Source organism: Brucella sp. JSBI001 (assembly GCF_026014005.1).
In the GTDB taxonomy this organism is placed as follows: domain Bacteria; phylum Pseudomonadota; class Alphaproteobacteria; order Rhizobiales; family Rhizobiaceae; genus Brucella; species Brucella anthropi.
In genome coordinates this window covers 3,827,411-3,844,008 of sequence record NZ_CP110339.1, presented here as the reverse complement: position 1 = coordinate 3,844,008, position 16,598 = coordinate 3,827,411, and the positions used below count along the sequence as shown (strand labels likewise).

Genomic DNA, 16,598 nt, shown 5'->3' with positions numbered 1-16,598 from the left:
AGGAGAGCGTCATGCATATTCGCAAGGAAACGTCTGAAGACGCCGCCGAAATCCGTCACCTCACGGATGAGGCATTCCGCACCGTGGCTTATAGCAACCAGAAGGAAGGAGAGATCGTTGATGCGCTTCGCGCTGCAAAGGCGCTCACTCTGTCGCTGGTTGCCGAAGATAAGGGCGAAATTCTGGGTCATGTCGCATTCTCGCCCGTCCTGATCGGCGGCGAGGACAAGGGCTGGTACGGGCTTGGCCCTGTTTCGGTCCGTCCAGACCGGCAAGGCGAGGGGATCGGCGGCAAGCTGATCCGCGAAGGCCTTGCGCTATTGCGTGCGACTGGAGCTAAAGGCTGCGTTCTTCTGGGTGATCCCGGCTATTACGGTCGTTTCGGCTTCAAGGCCGATGCGCGGCTGAAACTGCCGGGTGTGCCCGCGGAATATTTTCAGTGTCTGGCCTTCGGGCCCGATATGCCACAGGGCGATGCCGCCTATCATACCGCATTCAACATATAAAAAAGGGCCGGGAAACCGGCCCTTTTCATTCAGTACTGTTAAGGCCACTTCACCACGGGCGGCATGGAAGACAGGATGGAATTCACATTGCCGCCGGTCTTGAGGCCGAAGATCGTACCGCGATCATAGAGCAGGTTGAACTCGACATAGCGGCCACGGCGGATGAGCTGCTCGTTGCGATCTGCGTCGGTCCAGTCCTTGTTGAAGTTCTGGCGCACCAGATGCGGATAGACGACCGAGAAACCTCGTCCCACGTCGCGTGTATAGGCAAAATCCGCGTCCCAGCCGCCTTTTTCGTCCGGCGAATGCAGCCAGTCATAGAAGATGCCACCGGTGCCACGCGGTTCATTGCGATGCGGCAGGAAGAAATATTCGTCGCACCAGTCCTTCACGCGCTGATAGTCGACGATGTCCTTGTGCTTCTCGCAGATGAAACGGAAAGCCTTGTGGAAGGCGAGTGTATCGGGATCGTCCTGCGTACGGCGGCTGTCCAGAACCGGCGTCAGGTCGGCACCGCCGCCGAACCACTGGCGCGTGGTCACGACCATGCGCGTGTTCATGTGGACGGCAGGCACATTCGGGTTTTGCGGATGGGCGATGAGCGAAATGCCGCTCGCCCAATAACGCGGGTCTTCCTCTGCGCCGGGAATCTGCTTGCGGAACTCCGGCGAGAACTCGCCATAGACCGTCGAGACATGCACACCGACCTTTTCGAAGACACGGCCATGCATGATCGACATGACGCCACCGCCGCCACGGCCTTCGTCCTTCTGCCAGGGCGTGCGGACGAAACGTCCGGGCTCACGATCTGAAAGTGGGCCCTGCAATTCATCTTCAAGTTGTTCGTAGCTTGCACAGATACGGTCGCGCAGTTCCTCGAACCAGCGCTGTGCCGCCTGTTTCTTCTCTTCGATGTCTGCGGGGATGATTGCTGGAATTTCGTCGCGTTGCATTGTCTGTTTCCTTCCGGCGCGGTTTGCCGGATCGCTCGGCGGTATCAGGCAGCCAAGGGTAAATGGATGAACTATTATTTCTTGGCTTATCAAAGTCCGCTGCAGGCGCAAAGCACGAAGCGCGCGATCACAGGGTAGTATAGACCCTCTCCCCAAGAAAAGACTCGTCTTTGTAGACCCGCTCCCCTATCTTTCTCTACCTAGGGTTTGGAAGTCATTCATTTCCGGTTTTGCCGGGAGGGCATAGCATGACAGCAGCACCGCCCCGTCCACCGCTCGAAGGCTTGCGCAAGCAGCTGCAGAAGAGTCGCGCCCAGAAAGGCCTGAAGCAAAGCCGGATGCCGCGCGACGGTTTCGTTCGCGAGACATTCACCCTGCCGAGGCTGGCGGCACGTGAAAAAGCGCGTGAATGGTTCGAGACATTCCCGAAAGCGGCCTACTGGACGGAAATCGAGAGCTGGTGCGAGCGCCCGGATGACGTGATCGAGTTCACCATGCGCCGGCTGGCGACTGCGGATTAGCGAACTGGTTCAGCCCAGCGGCTTAATTCAATGAATCGAGATTCCAATTAGGACATTGTAAAAACGCCCTGCGGCAAAAGCCCGGGGCGCTTTCAATTCTGGTTCGTTATATCGTTACCCGTTTTGTCTCACGTTGGAAGCTTTGGTTTCAACGTGAGTCTGTTCGACACGATCGAAACAAAGTTCTAGAATTTTACTTTCAGGCCAGCTGATACAGTTGCTGCCTGAAGCGAAGCGCCAGCGCCGTCTGGCACGAAGCTCACGGTGTTGTCGGAGTGATCGAAAGTTTGGGTGTCACCTCTCATTTTCAAGTGCTTTTCAAACCCGGCAGTGACGTAAAGGCTTGTTTGTTCGTTAAACGAATAGGAAGCGTTGGCTTGAAGTTCAAAGTATGGCGCACTGTCAAATGTTTCGTTGAAACGCAGGTTGCGTAGCCAGTGATCGTCGACATCTTTGCCGGAAACGGTGACACCAACACGTCCGAGAGCGCTGAACGACCATCGATCCAGCTTGGTGGTCCATTCAGAACCAATGAAAAGCGCAGGCAAACGCTGTTCGTAACTTATTACTTTTCCGTCAGAAAATGTTCCTTCAGTGTCACGAAAATCGGTTGAACTGTAGACATAATCGCCGCCATAAGCCGTCCACTTCACGTTCGTATACTTAAATCCGCCATGAATATTCAGCGTATTCTGCGGATTGATAACGAAGTTTTGCCCCAGGGCGACATCAAAACTGATGTAGCGGTCTAAATCGGTTTCACTTAGAGAGTGATCTGTCCAGTTGTTAAAGTCGTATCCGCTGAAACCGCCTACGTCGGAAAGCCAATCATAATCGTGTAAATTTCCGCTTCCAGTCAGACCGACGTTCAAGTTTCCTGAGAATGTAAGGTCAGAACCAATGTCTGCCGTTATCTTGCCGTTTAAGATCGGCATTTGAGACTTCCAGATAAGATGACTTATTCTATTGTCTTCGTCGTAGACTAGTTCGTCAGCTTTGATCCAGGAGTATCCGATGCTTCCAGAAAATGTATAATTTACATCTGTGGTTTTCTGATTTGAAATATCCGCCGAAATGGCATTGCTGCAGTTCAAAGAATATAAAAAATAAAGAATATAATTTTCTTCATTATTTAGCCCCATATCAATTAGAGTGTAATTTGAGATGGAGTAATTTTTATAATACTTTGAATCAACCGCTTGTTTGAGCTGGCAATTTATATTCAAAAAAAAACTGCCAGCTCAATGATTGGAGTTTTATTTCCCTGCAGTCTGTGGTGCCTTCTCCCACGCATTCCAGTTCTGGATAATGCTGTCGGCATAGGCCTTCCCGACGCGATAGGCGTTGGTTGTGGCGAGCGGGAAGCCGCCGGAATTTGCGGCAAGCGATTCAGCAGCCGTCTGGTCCTTGCCCTGACGGTCGAAGTTCGACGCGGTGCGCAGCAATGCGATGCGGTTGAAATCGAGCTTGCCAGCGTCGGCAGCCCGTTTCAGCGAGGTCAGTGTGGCATTGTCTTCCATCTGGGATGTGCAGTAGTCGGCCTTGCCGTCGGTCAGAAGCTTCGACCATTCGGTCATGGCTTCGCCGAGCTTCGCGCCGTGCCAGTAGGTATCGCCCGAAGCCGTATCGCAGATCGTGACCTTTGGCGAGCCGGTCGCCGCTTCCTGCGTGTAGTGCTTGCGGTATTCCTTCGCTGCGTCGCTATCGAGAAGTTCGATGCCCTTGGTTGTTGCCAGTGCGTAATCGGCCAGCTTGCCGTTCAGTTCGAAGACTTCAGTGCCCGCAGCCCATTTCGGCTTTTCGCCGGGCTTTGCAGCACCGAGGCCGAAAAAGTCCGTTGGCCAGCCTTCCGGTGCTTCCCGAATGTCGATGCGATGGTTCAGATTGGCATCGACGGAATATTTTGCCCAATGCGCCGATCCGAGTGTGCCGTGCTTCGGGTCGACACCGGCAATGCCAGCGATCAGGAAATAGGTGTGCGAGAGGTCGAGCTTGTCGCTCAGCGCCATAGCCGCCGTCGCGCTTGCGGCATTGGCGAAGCCCATCGCCGTCGTCATGTGACAGAGGCCTTCGGCGGTGCAGTCGATCTCTGGATATTCGGGGCTCAGGCCCGGCAGCTTGATCTTCTGCGTGAATTTTTCGCCTTCAAGCCATGGCTTGGCTTCTTCGCCGAACATGGTGATGACCATCACCTTTGGCGCGATAGGCGAAGCCTCCTTGGCGAAAGCCGGAGCGCTTGCCAGCAGGGAAGCGGCGGAAGCAGCAAGAGTGAGTGTACGAACAGACAGGTTCATGGACGAAGCGAGCCTTTCAGACCGGATGGGGCGGGGGTGCTTTGCGAAGCCGGTCCTTTCGCGAAGCGCAATTCTGGCGTTGTCATTCCTGCCGGAGGGAATCGACCTTGTCCCTCCGCTGGCGCAGAGCTTCGCCTGCCGTCATCGCAACCGAAACCGCAAGATTTAGCGATCTCGCGCCGGGCATCATCGGGATCAGAAGCCGTGCATCGGCGGAATTGTGGACATTGTCGGGAACGCCCGACGACTCACGCCCGAAGAGCAGAATGTCATTTTCCTGAAACCGATAATCCGTATAGGGGATCGCTGCCTTGGTGGACAGCAACACGATCCGGCGCTTGGCCTGCAGACGCCAGTCTTCGAAGTGGTGCCAGTCCGCATGGCGGGTGAGGGTTGCCTGCTCCAGATAGTCCATGCCGGCACGCTTCAGGGACCGGTCGGAAATGTCGAACCCGGCAGGTTCGATCAGGTCGACCGCGAAGCCGAGGCAAGCGGCCATACGCAGGATGGTTCCCGTGTTGCCGGGAATGTCGGGCTGGTAAAGTGCGACGCGCAGTTCCATATGATGCGGGTAACGCGAAATGCAGATCGCCGCAAGCACCGAAGGCGGCAATAGCCGGAACATCAACAGCTCCGGTGTCGTGATTTCTACAGAAAACATCTGTAGAAATATTCCCGTTTTGTTCCTCTTCCGTCTTGGCAATTCTTCCGGGACCACCTAAAAGGTGCACCATGTTCAGATGGTTTGAAAAACGACTCGAAGCCTATCCCGAAGAGCCGCCGCGCGAGCCCCCGCGCGGACTGGTAGCCTTTTGCCTTTATTATACCCGCGGTGCCTGGCCGTGGATCATCGGCATGGCAATCTTCACCACGCTCATCGCCGTGATCGAAGTGTCGCTCTTTGCCTTCATGGGCAATATTGTCGACTGGCTGTCACATCAGTCGCGAGAGACATTTCTGAGCAATGAAGGCTGGCGGCTTGCGCTGATTGCTGGTGTTGTTCTGGTCGTCCTTCCGGGCGTGGTACTGATCCATTCGCTGCTTATCCACCAGACATTGCTCGGCAATTATCCGATGCGTGTGCGCTGGCTGATGCACCGTTACCTGATCCGCCAGTCGATGGCTTTCTTTCAGGATGAGTTTGCCGGGCGTATTTCAACCAAGCTGATGCAGACTGCGCTCGCCGTTCGTGAAACGGTGATGAAGCTTCTGGACGTGCTCAACTATGTGATCGTCTATTTTGCGGGCACGCTGTTTATTGCAGCGTCTGCGGACCTTGTCCTGATGATCCCGTTTGCCGTCTGGCTCGTCGTCTACATCATATTGCTGCGCGTTTTCATCCCGCGTCTGCGCGTGATTTCAGAACAGCAGGCCGATGCGCGTTCATCGATGACGGGACGTATCGTCGACAGCTACACCAATATCGCAACCGTGAAGCTTTTCTCGCATTCAAGCCGGGAAGAATCATATGTGAAGGAAAGCCTCGATGGCTTCCTCGGTACCGTGCATCGGCAGATGCGACTCATCACGTTGTTTCATTTCACGCTCTATATGGCGAACTGCATTCTGCTGTTTGCGGTGGGTGCAATCGGCATCCAGCTCTGGATGAATGAAGCGATTTCCGTTGGCGCCGTTGCTGTGGGCATTGGTCTGGTTCTGCGCCTCAACGGCATGTCGCAGTGGATCATGTGGGAAATGTCGGCCCTGTTTGAAAATATAGGTACGGTGGAGGACGGGATCACGACGATTGCGCGTTCGCATGAGGTCGTGGACGTCCCCAGTGCACCGGCATTGCAGGTGACCAGAGGCGAACTCGACTTCGACAAGATCGGCTTCCATTACGGCAAGGGCAAAGGGGTTATCGAAAATCTCACGCTCACGATCCAGCCGGGCCAGAAAGTGGGTCTGGTTGGGCGGTCCGGTGCTGGCAAGTCCACGCTGGTCAATCTGCTGTTGCGCTTCTACGATCTGGAGAAGGGCCGCATTCTGATCGATGGGCAGGACATCTCCAAAGTCACGCAGGATTCGCTTCGCGCCAATATCGGCATGGTGACGCAGGATACCTCGCTTCTGCACCGTTCGGTTCGTGAGAACATCATGTATGGGCGGCCGGATGCGACCGAAGAGATGCTCCAGCAGGCCATTCGTCTGGCGCAGGCCGACCAGTTCATTCCGCTGCTGACCGACCCGAAGGGACGGCAGGGGCTGGATGCGCATGTCGGCGAACGGGGAGTCAAGCTTTCCGGCGGACAGCGCCAGCGCATTGCCATTGCGCGTGTGATGCTGAAGGATGCGCCGATCCTCATTCTGGACGAGGCGACCTCGGCGCTCGATTCGGAAGTCGAAGCAGCCATTCAGGATAGTCTCAACACCTTGATGGAAGGCAAGACCGTGATTGCCATCGCGCACCGCCTTTCCACCATTGCGGCGCTTGATCGTCTCGTGGTGATGGACAAGGGGCGCATCGTCGAAGATGGCACGCATGAGGAACTTGTGGCGCTCGGCGGCATTTATGCAAGTCTATGGGCCCGCCAGTCCGGCGGTTTCCTCGGCTTCGATGAAAATCCCGAGGATGCGCTGGTACAATAAGGACAGAAGCCATTGATGAAAGCGGTTTACAGCCTGTTCGAACGTTGGGTCGATCCCTTTCGTGAACCGGACCGGCTGAGACCGCCTTCAACCACGCTCGGCTTTCTCTGGCATTATGCGAGGCAAGCGAAATGGCCGCTCGCCGTTTCGCTTGCGGTTGGCGGATTGCTGCCGCTGGTCGAGGCGGGCCTGTTCTATTTCACCGGCAGGCTGGTCGATATTCTCGATCAGGCGGGGAAGGGTGGCGTCGAACGAAGCTGGTCGGCGCTTTTGCAGGCGGCAGGGCCAGAACTTCTGTTCATGGGCATAACCGTCCTTGTAATCCGCCTCGTCGTGACGGCGATCAACACGCTGCTGGAAGACCAGACCTTGTCGCCGGGTTTCTACAATATGATCCGCTGGCAGGCGAACTCCTATGTTCTCCGCCAGTCCTATGCCTTCTTCCAGAATGATTTTGCCGGGCGCATTGCCACCAAGGTCTGGCAGGCGGGGCAAGCGGCAGGCGATCTCATTGAAAGTCTCATTCAGGTCGTCTGGTTCATGGCGATCTACAGCATCACCACGCTGTTTCTGGTCGGTCGGCTCGACTGGCGGCTGGCAGCGGCGGTAGTCCTTTGGATCATTGCCTTCGGCTTCATCGCCTGGCGCTATCTGCCGCGCATCCGCAAGCACGCTGAGGCTTCTGCCGAGGCGGGATCGATGATTAACGGGCGTATCGTTGACAGCTATTCCAACATCCAGACGATCAAGCTCAATACTGCCGATGACGATGAGCGCTATCTGCGCGATGGTTTCGAGCGGTATCTCGGCGCAATTCTTCCGTTCATGCGCTCACTCACCGGCGTTCGTGTTTCGCTCACCGCACTTTCCGGCCTGATGATCGTGACGGTTGCGGCGATTGCCATCGATTTGTGGACGCGCAATGCCATCACGGTCGGGCAGGTGTCGTTCACGCTTGGCCTCGTGCTGCGCCTCAATATGCTCCTTGGCCGTCTCATGATGCAGCTCAATGGCATGCTGCGCCAGCTCGGACTGATCGAGAATTCCATGCGGCTGGTTTCTGCTCCGCTCGGTCTTGAGGATAGGCCCGGTGCCAAACCTTTGCAGGTGACTAAGGCGCGTATCGATGTTCAGGATGTCACGTTCCACTACGGCAAGGCTGCGGGCGTTCTCGACAATATCAACCTCACTGTGCGCGGTGGTGAACGCGTCGGTCTCGTCGGGCATTCCGGGGCGGGCAAGTCTACCCTCGTAAATCTCATCCTGCGCCTCTACGATGTCGAGAAAGGCGCGATCCTCGTGGACGGTCAGGACATTCGCGATGTCACCCAGACCTCGCTGCGTCGGGCGGTCGCGGTCGTCAGTCAGGAAACTGCATTGCTGCACAGGTCGCTGCGCGACAACATCATGCTGGCGCGCGACGATGCGACCGACGAAGAACTGCTGCAGGCAGCACGTCAGGCCGAAGCCGATGGGTTCATTGCCAGTCTGGAGGATTTCCAGGGGCGGCGGTCGTTCGATGCCTTTGTGGGCGAGCGCGGCGTCAAGCTTTCTGGCGGGCAGCGCCAGCGCATTGCTATCGCTCGCGCTATTTTGAAGGACGCGCCAATCCTCATCCTCGATGAGGCGACTTCCGCACTCGATTCGGAGGTCGAAGCTTCGATTCAGGAGAATTTGAAACGCCTTATGGATGGAAAGACGGTTATTGCGATTGCTCACCGCCTTTCCACCATCGCAGCGCTCGATCGTCTCGTTGTGATGGATCAAGGCCGCATCGTGGAGGAGGGGACGCATGACGAACTTATCGCCCGCGGTGGCATCTATGCGGGACTTTGGGCCCGCCAGTCGGGCGGTTTCATAGGGAGGAACGGAGAAAGCTGAAAGCTTTCCACTGTCTGTAATGCGTTATCGCTTTGCTGTGCATTCCCTGAATTGAGCAAGCAAATCCGCCTGCGACATCGTGCCGTCATAAGGGGTTGGTGTCTGGACAAGCGATTTTTACGCGCATAAACCGGATAGTGAAATGGAGGGAATTTCGTCCTGTGAGCACTTGCAGGACTACTTTTGCGCAAGTGCAAAAGAGGACGAGGGGAGAGTTCAATTGAACATGCAGGTTGAAAAGGAATTGGCACGTGAGCGCACACGACACGGCTGAGCCGACACGGCGTGATTTTTTGTATATTGCGACGGGAATGGCCGGTGTCGTCGGAGTTGGCGGACTGGCCTGGCCGTTTATCGACCAGATGCGTCCGGACGCTTCGACACTCGCGGCTGCGTCCATCGAGGTTGATGTTTCGTCCCTGACGGAAGGAGCATCACTAACTGTCAAATGGCGTGGTAAGCCGGTTTTCATTCGTAACCGCTCCGCCAAGGAAATCGAGGATGCCAAGACAACCGCTCTTGGTGATCTCAAGGATCAGAACGCACGTAACGCCAACCTCGCAGCGGATGCGCAGGCGACCGATGTCGCCCGCTCGGCAGGCGAGGGCAAGGAAAACTGGCTGGTGATGATCGGCGTGTGTACCCATCTGGGTTGCGTGCCGCTCGGTGAATCCGGTTCTTTCGGTGGCTGGTTCTGCCCATGCCATGGCTCGACCTATGACACTGCCGGACGTATCCGCAGTGGTCCGGCTCCGGAGAACATGCACATTCCGCAATATGCGTTCGCTTCCGATACGGTCATCAGGATCGGCTAACAGGTCTTGGGGAGAGAAGACATGAGTGGTGGACACTCCACATACACGCCGAAGACCGGCATCGAAAAATGGGTGGACGAACGGCTTCCCTTGCCGCGTCTCGTCTATGATTCCTTCGTGGCCTATCCGACGCCGCGTAACCTGAACTACATGTACACCTTTGGTGGCATTTTGAGCTTCATGCTCATTTCGCAGATCCTGACCGGCGTTGTGCTGGCCATGCATTATGCTGCCGATACGGGCATTGCGTTCAATTCCGTCGAAAAGATCATGCGCGACGTCAACTCCGGTTGGCTGCTGCGCTACATGCACTCCAACGGTGCATCCTTCTTCTTCATTGCCGTCTATCTCCATATCGCTCGCGGTCTCTATTACGGTTCCTACAAGGCGCCGCGCGAGCTTCTGTGGATTCTGGGCGTGGTGATCTTCCTTCTCATGATGGCTACCGCCTTCATGGGCTACGTGCTGCCATGGGGCCAGATGTCCTTCTGGGGTGCGACGGTTATCACCGGCTTCTTCACGGCTTTCCCGATCATCGGCGAACCGATCCAGCAGCTTCTGCTGGGCGGCTTTGCGGTCGACAATCCAACGCTCAACCGCTTTTTCTCGCTGCACTATCTGCTGCCGTTCATGATTGCCGGTGTCGTTATCCTGCACGTCTGGGCGCTGCATGTGACGGGTCAGACCAATCCGACCGGCATTGAAGTCAAGTCCAAGACCGACACGCTGCCGTTCACGCCTTATGCGACCATCAAGGACGCTTTCGGCGCGCTCGTCTTCTTCGTGTTCTTCGCCTACTTCGTCTTCTACATGCCGAACTTCCTCGGTCATCCGGATAACTATATCCCGGCTGATTCTCTGAAGACACCTGCTCACATCGTTCCAGAATGGTACTTCCTGCCGTTCTACGCGATGCTGCGCGCCATCACCTTCAACATCGGCCCGATCGACTCGAAGCTCGGCGGCGTTCTGACCATGTTCGGTTCGATCGCAATCCTCTTCGTCGTGCCGTGGCTCGATACGTCGAAGGTTCGTTCGGCTGTCTATCGTCCGTGGTTCAAGCTGTTCTTCTGGCTGTTCGTGATCAACGCCATCTTCCTCGGCTGGCTGGGTTCGCGTCCTGCGGAAGGTTCCTACGTCTTCATGGCGCAGCTGGGTACGCTCTACTACTTTGCTTTCTTCATCATCATCATGCCGGTCATCGGCTTGATCGAAACGCCGAAGCGTTTGCCGAACTCGATCACCGAGGCGGTTCTGGAGAAGAGCGGCAAGGCCGGGGTTACCCCCGTGGAAATCCCTGTTGAAACTCGGGGCTGAACCAGCGAGAGAGATGAAGGACGTAACAATGAAAAACATCCTCAAGAATTTCGCTGCCTTCGGTATTGCTCCGCTGGTCGCGCTTGGTATCGCCCTGGGTGGTGCCTCGGCTGAGGAAGGCGGCAATGCCGCGGAGCCGGAACATTTCCCGATCCACCATCCCAAGCAGGAAAAGTGGAGCTTTGCCGGTCCGTTCGGAACCTATGACAAAGGACAGCTTCAGCGTGGCCTGAAGGTCTACAAGGAAGTTTGTTCGGCCTGTCATTCGATGAACCTGGTGGCCTTCCGCACGCTGGAAGGTCTCGGCTACTCACCGGAGCAGGTCAAGGCATTTGCCGCTGAATATGAAGTACAGGACGGGCCGAATGCGGATGGCGAAATGTTCACCCGCAAGGCGATCCCGACTGATCACTTCCCGGCGCCATTTCCGAACGCGAACGCAGCTGCGGCCGCGAACAACGGTGCAGCTCCTCCGGACTTCTCGCTGATCGCGAAGGCTCGTGGTGTTGAACGCGGCTTCCCGACCTTCATCTTCGACATATTCACGCAATATGCCGAAGCAGGTCCGGACTACATCCATTCACTGCTGACCGGCTATGATGAACAGCCACCAGCGGGGATGCATATTCCTGAAGGGACGCATTTCAACCCATACTTCATCGCCGGCAAGTCGCTGGCCATGGCAAAGCCGCTGAGCGACGACCAAGTCACCTATGACGATGGTTCGCCGCAAACGGTGGATCAGTATGCACGCGACGTTTCGGCATTCCTGATGTGGGCTGCAGAGCCGCATCTGGAAGATCGCAAGCGGACCGGTTTCCGGGTCATCATATTCCTGATCCTTTTTGCCGGTCTGGTTTATGTCGCCAAGCGTTCGATCTGGTCGGATGTTAAACACTGACAATAGATCAACCTGAATTAAAAGATGGGCGCCGTGGGCGCCCATTTTTTTGTGCTGGAACTGGAAGATCAGCCTTGCCACAATTAGGCCATGCAAATGACCGTGCGTCGCCGCAATGTTCTTGGCAGAAATGGGCGGTTTCTTTTGCAATTTGCCCGTTTGAGGGTGTAAAGGTCCTTGGTCCCAACTTTGCCTTGATTAACTTGACCGGCCCGCAGGCCGCCTGAAAGGATGGAAAATGGAATCCGGATTTAAAGCCAGCTTGAAGGATGCGATCCGCACCATTCCGGACTATCCCAAGCCGGGCGTCCAATTCCGTGACGTGACGACGCTTATGGGCGATGCGCAGGCATTTCGCCGTTCCGTCGATGAGCTGGTCTATCCCTATGCAGGCAACAAGGTCGACAAGGTAGCGGGCATCGAAGCACGTGGCTTTATTCTCGGCGGCGCAATCGCGCATCAGCTGTCGGCTGGTTTCGTACCGATCCGCAAGAAGGGCAAGCTGCCGCGCGATACAGTGCGCATTGCCTACAGCCTTGAATATGGCATCGATGAAATGGAAATGCATCGCGACGCGATTGAAAAGGGCGAACGGATCATTCTGGTGGACGATCTGATCGCCACGGGCGGAACGGCGGAAGCGGCAGCGAAGCTTTTGCTTCAGATGGGCGCAGAGATCGTCGCAGCCTGCTTCATCATCGACCTGCCGGATCTCGGCGGACGCAAGAAGCTGGAAGCTCTTGGCGTGCCGGTCCGCACGCTCGTGGCCTTTGAAGGCGACTGAGAATACGAAAAAGCCCGGACATTGCTCCGGGCTTTGTTATTTCAGGCATCAGCCTTGGGCGGCAGTTTCACCATCGCCGCATTGTCGAAGGAAAGCACCTCTTCGCCATTCTGGTTATGGGCGCTCGTCGTCATGGTCAGCATCGACCAGCCGGGGCGGGAGGCGAGCGGCCTTATGGCGTGGACCAGGCGCTTGTAGGTGATCGTATCTCCGGCATAGACGGGCTTTGACCATTTCAGGTTTTCAAAGCCGGGTGAGGGGCCGAATGTCGGCGGCGTCTCGCCGCGTTTCAGAGCTTCCTTCGTTGCCTTGACGATGGAAGCGACATTGAGCTTCATGAACACTGCAGTGGTGTGCCAGCCGGAAGCACAAAGTCCGCCGAAGACGCTCTTTTTTGCCGCTTCGCTGTCCAGATGGAACGGCTGCGGATCATATTTTCTGGCGAAATCGATGATTTCCTCGGCAGTAAACGTATAGCTGCCGATGACGAGGTTCTGCCCGAGATTTTCTTCCAGGAAACTCATGACGCCCCTCCTGCCGTCGCATCGTAATCGCGGCGCAGCATCATGCATGGATGCTGCATTTCGCACACGCTCTCACCACGCTGATTGAACAGTTCATGGTGGAACGTCACCAACCCGATTGCCGGGCGCGATTTGGAAATGCGTTTGTCCTTGATGGTCGTCACACCATTCAGCGTATCGCCCGCGAGTACGGGGCGTTTCCAACGCGTGAATTCGACGCCGGGACCACCCTGTGACGTTGAGTTTGTAAGATAGGCATCGCAGACCATGCGCATGATGAGGGAGGTGGTCTGCCATCCTGATGCCGCCAGCCCGCCGAGCACGCTCGCCTTGCCTGCTTCCTCATCAAGATGGAACGGCTGCGGATCGAACTCGCTGGCAAACTCGATGATTTCTTGCTTGTTGATCGTACGAGGACCGAAGGGAAGGGTCATTCCCGGCTCCATATCCTCATAAGCATATTTAGGCAGAGGCTTGCTCACCCTCGATCTCCTCCGAGTAGGCATAAAGAAAAGGCTGCCGGTTTCCGGCGGCCTGAACGTATCAGGTATTGAAGCGGAACAGCATCACATCGCCGTCATGGACGATGTATTCCTTGCCTTCGTCCCTTGCCTTGCCGGCTTCCTTCGCTCCGACTTCGCCATTGTATTTGACGTAGTCTTCATAGGCGATGGTCTGGGCACGGATAAAGCCGCGCTCGAAATCGGTATGGATGACACCGGCAGCGCCGGGAGCCTTGGTGCCGCGCCGGATTGTCCAGGCGCGGGTTTCCTTCGGCCCTGCGGTGAAATAGGTGATGAGGTCGAGAAGCTTGTAACCGGCGCGGATCAGGCGGTCGAGACCCGGTTCCTCAAGGTCCATGCTTTCCAGATATTCCTTGGCTTCCTCATCGGGAAGCTGCGCAACTTCCGCTTCGATTGCAGCCGAAATGATGACCGTCTGGGCACCCTGTTCCTCGGCCATCTTGTCGACGGCAGCGCTATACTCGTTGCCCTTGGCCGCATCGCCTTCAGCGACGTTGCAGACATAAAGAACCGGCTTGGAGGTGAGAAGGTTCAGGCCCTTCAGCGTCAGCAGGTCTTCTGCGGCAATATCCTTCAGCATCAGGCGGACCGGCTGGCCGTTCTGGAGCAGTTCGAGTGCTGCTTCCATCACCGGCAGAATGGTGAGGGCTTCCTTGTCCTTGCCGGTAGCGCGCTTGCGGATTTGCACGATGCGGCGCTCGATGCTTTCGAGGTCCGACAGCATCAGCTCCGTTTCAACCGTCTGGGCGTCCGATACCGGATCGATACGACCTTCGACATGGGTGATATCGTCATCCTCGAAGCAACGCAGCACATGCACGATGGCATCCACTTCGCGGATATTGGCGAGGAACTGGTTGCCGAGACCTTCACCCTTCGATGCGCCGCGCACGAGGCCGGCAATATCAACGAAGTTGATGCGGGTCGGGATGATTTCCTTCGAACCGGCAATCCGGGCGATATCGTTCTGGCGCGGATCGGGAACCGCCACTTCGCCCGTGTTCGGCTCGATGGTGCAGAACGGATAGTTTGCGGCCTGTGCGGCGGCCGTTTTGGTCAGCGCGTTGAAAAGCGTCGACTTGCCAACATTTGGCAGACCGACGATGCCGCATTTGAAACCCATGATCGTACCTATCAGACTAGAATTCTATTGTTGTGGCTATGCGTCATCGGACCGTGAAGCGTCAAGAGGCGGAGGCGTCGCGCCCTTGGGAACGGCTTACTTTTACGCATTCTCCCATGCAAAACCGCTTCGCACTTTTGCTGGAACTGTTTTAGTCCTTTTTCCCAAGCAGCTTTTTCAGCATTTCAGCCATCGGGCCGCTGGCAGGAATATTCGGCTTCTTCTGGTTCTGCCGCGCCTGGCGAATATGGCTCTGCGCCTTTGGTGGCGCCTTTTCCAGTTGTGCGGGATCGGCCTTGAAACCGCTGGGCCGTTGATTGCCGTCGCCCATGGCGAGCGCAATGCGGTTCATGAAACTGTTGTCTTCGCCCTTGGCGGCAAGCAGGCCCACATTGTCGGCAATAGCGCCCAGAAGCGTATCCAGCCATTCATTGTCGGCCTTGGCGAAATCGCCGAGGACATAGTTATGCACGAGTTCCTTCGCACCCGGATGGCCGATGCCAAGCCGCATGCGGCGATAATTCTGGCCGCCGGGGAAGGCCTGCATATGCGCGTCGATGGATTTGATGCCGTTATGACCGCCGGAGCCGCCGCCGGTCTTGATGCGCAGCTTGCCCGGAATGAGGTCGAGTTCGTCATAGATCACGACGAGATCGGCAGGTGTCAGCTTGTAGAAGCGCATGGCTTCGCCGATGGACTGACCCGAAAGGTTCATAAAAGTCTGCGGCTTGACCAGCAGCACTTTTTCGCCGTCGATCACGCCGTCGGCAATCTCGGCCTGAAACTTCTTCTGCCAGTTGGAAAAGCGATGGCGGCGGAATATTTCATCCGCCGCCATGAAACCGATATTGTGCCGGTTATGCGCATATTTGGGGCCCGGATTGCCAAGACCTGCAATGAGCAGCATGGTTCAGAGCCCCTTCTGTAGCGCTTCCCGAAAAGTGGGAACCGGTTTTCGGATAAGAAGCGCGTTAGCGCTCCTGTGCGGAAAGCGATTATTCGCCGTCCTTGGCTTCTTCTTCTGCAGCACCTTCCGAAGCAGCTTCTTCCGACTTCAGGCCGGCAGGAGCAGCAATCGTGGCGATGGTGAAGTCGCGATCCTGGATGGCAGCGGTCACGCCCTTCGGCAGCTTGATCGCCGAAATGTGGACGGAGTCGCCGATTTCGAGGCCGGTCAGGTCGAACTCGAGTGCTTCCGGAATTGCATTGGCCGGAACGATCAGTTCAACGTCGTGACGAACGATGTTGAGAACGCCGCCGCGCTTGATGCCCGGAGCTGCTTCTTCGTTCTTGAAGTGAACAGGAACATTCACGTGGACGACCGACTTCGCGGAAACGCGCAGGAAGTCGACATGCTGCGGGAAGTCACGGACCGGATCCAGCTGGTAGTCCTTCGGGAGGACCTGAATCTTCTTGCCGTCTACTTCGATCGTGGCAACAGTGGTCTTAAAGCCACCGCCATGAATCTTGTAGAAGATCTCCTTGTAGGAGACGGCGATTGCGAGGGGTTCCTGCTTGTCGCCATAGATGACTGCAGGAATCTGGCCGTTGCGACGCAGTTCGCGGGAGGACCCCTTACCAACCCGGGTACGCAGATCGGCCTTGAGCACGTAAGTCTCGCTCATGGCATTTCCTTTCGATGTTACTGGAGTGTCGCTCGCTGTATAATCTGCGCATGATCTTGTCCGAAAACCGGTTTCCACTTTTCGGGATCATGCTTCAACAAACGACATGAAACAGCCCGTATTGTCTGTCACAAGGTGAAAGACCGGACCGCTCCATTCCGCGTTGCCTCCAAGGGTGTCTACGCGGATGGCGCTGGCTATAGACCATAGCGTGCGGCGGCGCAAGTTTTTTGGGCTGCGA

At 56.4% G+C, this 16,598-nt stretch carries 17 protein-coding genes; 8 read left to right on the top strand and 9 right to left on the bottom strand.

Going from position 1 to position 16,598, the window contains the following annotated elements:
* The first annotated feature begins 11 nt into the window (after window positions 1-11).
* Entirely contained in the window at window positions 12-506 is a 495-nt protein-coding gene (locus LJ361_RS18235; RefSeq protein WP_010659600.1) for a GNAT family N-acetyltransferase, read from the top strand.
* A 38-nt stretch (window positions 507-544) separates the two neighbouring features.
* Here the strand turns inward: LJ361_RS18235 and hemF are convergent, their stop codons facing one another.
* Window positions 545-1,459 carry an oxygen-dependent coproporphyrinogen oxidase gene (gene hemF, locus LJ361_RS18230; protein ID WP_010659601.1) on the bottom strand — a complete coding sequence of 305 codons (915 nt, stop codon included), beginning with the start codon at window positions 1,457-1,459 and terminating at the stop codon, window positions 545-547.
* Window positions 1,460-1,707: 248 nt separating this feature from the next.
* Here hemF and LJ361_RS18225 point away from each other — a divergent pair, with 248 nt between their 5' ends.
* Window positions 1,708-1,980, top strand: coding sequence for a hypothetical protein (locus tag LJ361_RS18225; protein WP_010659602.1), 273 nt, complete (start codon window positions 1,708-1,710; stop codon window positions 1,978-1,980).
* A 185-nt stretch (window positions 1,981-2,165) separates the two neighbouring features.
* Here LJ361_RS18225 and LJ361_RS18220 read toward each other — a convergent pair whose 3' ends face one another.
* From LJ361_RS18220 to LJ361_RS18210, 3 genes are all read right to left on the bottom strand, one after another.
* Complete coding sequence (locus LJ361_RS18220; protein WP_264812073.1) at window positions 2,166-3,206, bottom strand: omptin family outer membrane protease; 1,041 nt, start codon at window positions 3,204-3,206, stop codon at window positions 2,166-2,168.
* A 30-nt stretch (window positions 3,207-3,236) separates the two neighbouring features.
* The gene (locus LJ361_RS18215) at window positions 3,237-4,274 is read right to left on the bottom strand and encodes a purine-nucleoside phosphorylase (protein WP_010659605.1); all 1,038 of its coding nucleotides are present in this window, start codon (window positions 4,272-4,274) and stop codon (window positions 3,237-3,239) included.
* Between the two features lie 82 nt (window positions 4,275-4,356).
* The gene (locus LJ361_RS18210) at window positions 4,357-4,836 is read right to left on the bottom strand and encodes a tRNA (cytidine(34)-2'-O)-methyltransferase (RefSeq protein WP_010659606.1); all 480 of its coding nucleotides are present in this window, start codon (window positions 4,834-4,836) and stop codon (window positions 4,357-4,359) included.
* Between the two features lie 170 nt (window positions 4,837-5,006).
* Here LJ361_RS18210 and LJ361_RS18205 point away from each other — a divergent pair, with 170 nt between their 5' ends.
* The 6 genes from LJ361_RS18205 to LJ361_RS18180 all read left to right on the top strand — a co-directional run bounded on the left by LJ361_RS18205 (window position 5,007) and on the right by LJ361_RS18180 (window position 12,561).
* Complete coding sequence (locus LJ361_RS18205; protein WP_010659607.1) at window positions 5,007-6,863, top strand: ABC transporter ATP-binding protein; 1,857 nt, start codon at window positions 5,007-5,009, stop codon at window positions 6,861-6,863.
* Window positions 6,864-6,878: 15 nt separating this feature from the next.
* Entirely contained in the window at window positions 6,879-8,744 is a 1,866-nt protein-coding gene (locus tag LJ361_RS18200; protein WP_029376056.1) for an ABC transporter ATP-binding protein, read from the top strand.
* A 251-nt stretch (window positions 8,745-8,995) separates the two neighbouring features.
* Window positions 8,996-9,559 (top strand): ubiquinol-cytochrome c reductase iron-sulfur subunit, encoded by a 564-nt coding sequence (gene petA, locus LJ361_RS18195; protein WP_010659609.1) that lies wholly within the window; start codon window positions 8,996-8,998, stop codon window positions 9,557-9,559.
* A gap of 21 nt (window positions 9,560-9,580) precedes the next feature.
* A complete protein-coding gene (locus LJ361_RS18190) occupies window positions 9,581-10,876 on the top strand; it encodes a cytochrome b (RefSeq protein ID WP_010659610.1) in 1,296 nt (431 codons plus the stop codon).
* 28 nt (window positions 10,877-10,904) lie between these two features.
* Window positions 10,905-11,777 (top strand): cytochrome c1, encoded by an 873-nt coding sequence (locus tag LJ361_RS18185; RefSeq protein WP_012091661.1) that lies wholly within the window; start codon window positions 10,905-10,907, stop codon window positions 11,775-11,777.
* A gap of 238 nt (window positions 11,778-12,015) precedes the next feature.
* Entirely contained in the window at window positions 12,016-12,561 is a 546-nt protein-coding gene (locus tag LJ361_RS18180) for an adenine phosphoribosyltransferase (protein ID WP_010659612.1), read from the top strand.
* A 41-nt stretch (window positions 12,562-12,602) separates the two neighbouring features.
* Here LJ361_RS18180 and LJ361_RS18175 read toward each other — a convergent pair whose 3' ends face one another.
* The 5 genes from LJ361_RS18175 to LJ361_RS18155 all read right to left on the bottom strand — a co-directional run bounded on the left by LJ361_RS18175 (window position 12,603) and on the right by LJ361_RS18155 (window position 16,357).
* A complete protein-coding gene (locus LJ361_RS18175; RefSeq protein ID WP_010659613.1) occupies window positions 12,603-13,085 on the bottom strand; it encodes a MaoC family dehydratase in 483 nt (160 codons plus the stop codon).
* Window positions 13,082-13,567, bottom strand: coding sequence for a MaoC family dehydratase (locus LJ361_RS18170; protein ID WP_010659614.1), 486 nt, complete (start codon window positions 13,565-13,567; stop codon window positions 13,082-13,084). The genes LJ361_RS18175 and LJ361_RS18170 overlap by 4 nt, the downstream gene beginning before the upstream one ends.
* Window positions 13,568-13,628: 61 nt before the next feature.
* Window positions 13,629-14,732, bottom strand: a complete 1,104-nt coding sequence (ychF, locus tag LJ361_RS18165; protein ID WP_010659615.1) for a redox-regulated ATPase YchF — start codon at window positions 14,730-14,732, stop codon at window positions 13,629-13,631.
* A gap of 151 nt (window positions 14,733-14,883) precedes the next feature.
* Window positions 14,884-15,639: an aminoacyl-tRNA hydrolase gene (pth, locus tag LJ361_RS18160; protein WP_010659616.1), complete on the bottom strand. Its 756-nt coding sequence runs from the start codon at window positions 15,637-15,639 to the stop codon at window positions 14,884-14,886.
* A gap of 88 nt (window positions 15,640-15,727) precedes the next feature.
* Window positions 15,728-16,357, bottom strand: coding sequence for a 50S ribosomal protein L25/general stress protein Ctc (locus LJ361_RS18155; RefSeq protein WP_010659617.1), 630 nt, complete (start codon window positions 16,355-16,357; stop codon window positions 15,728-15,730).
* Window positions 16,358-16,598: the final 241 nt, after the last annotated feature.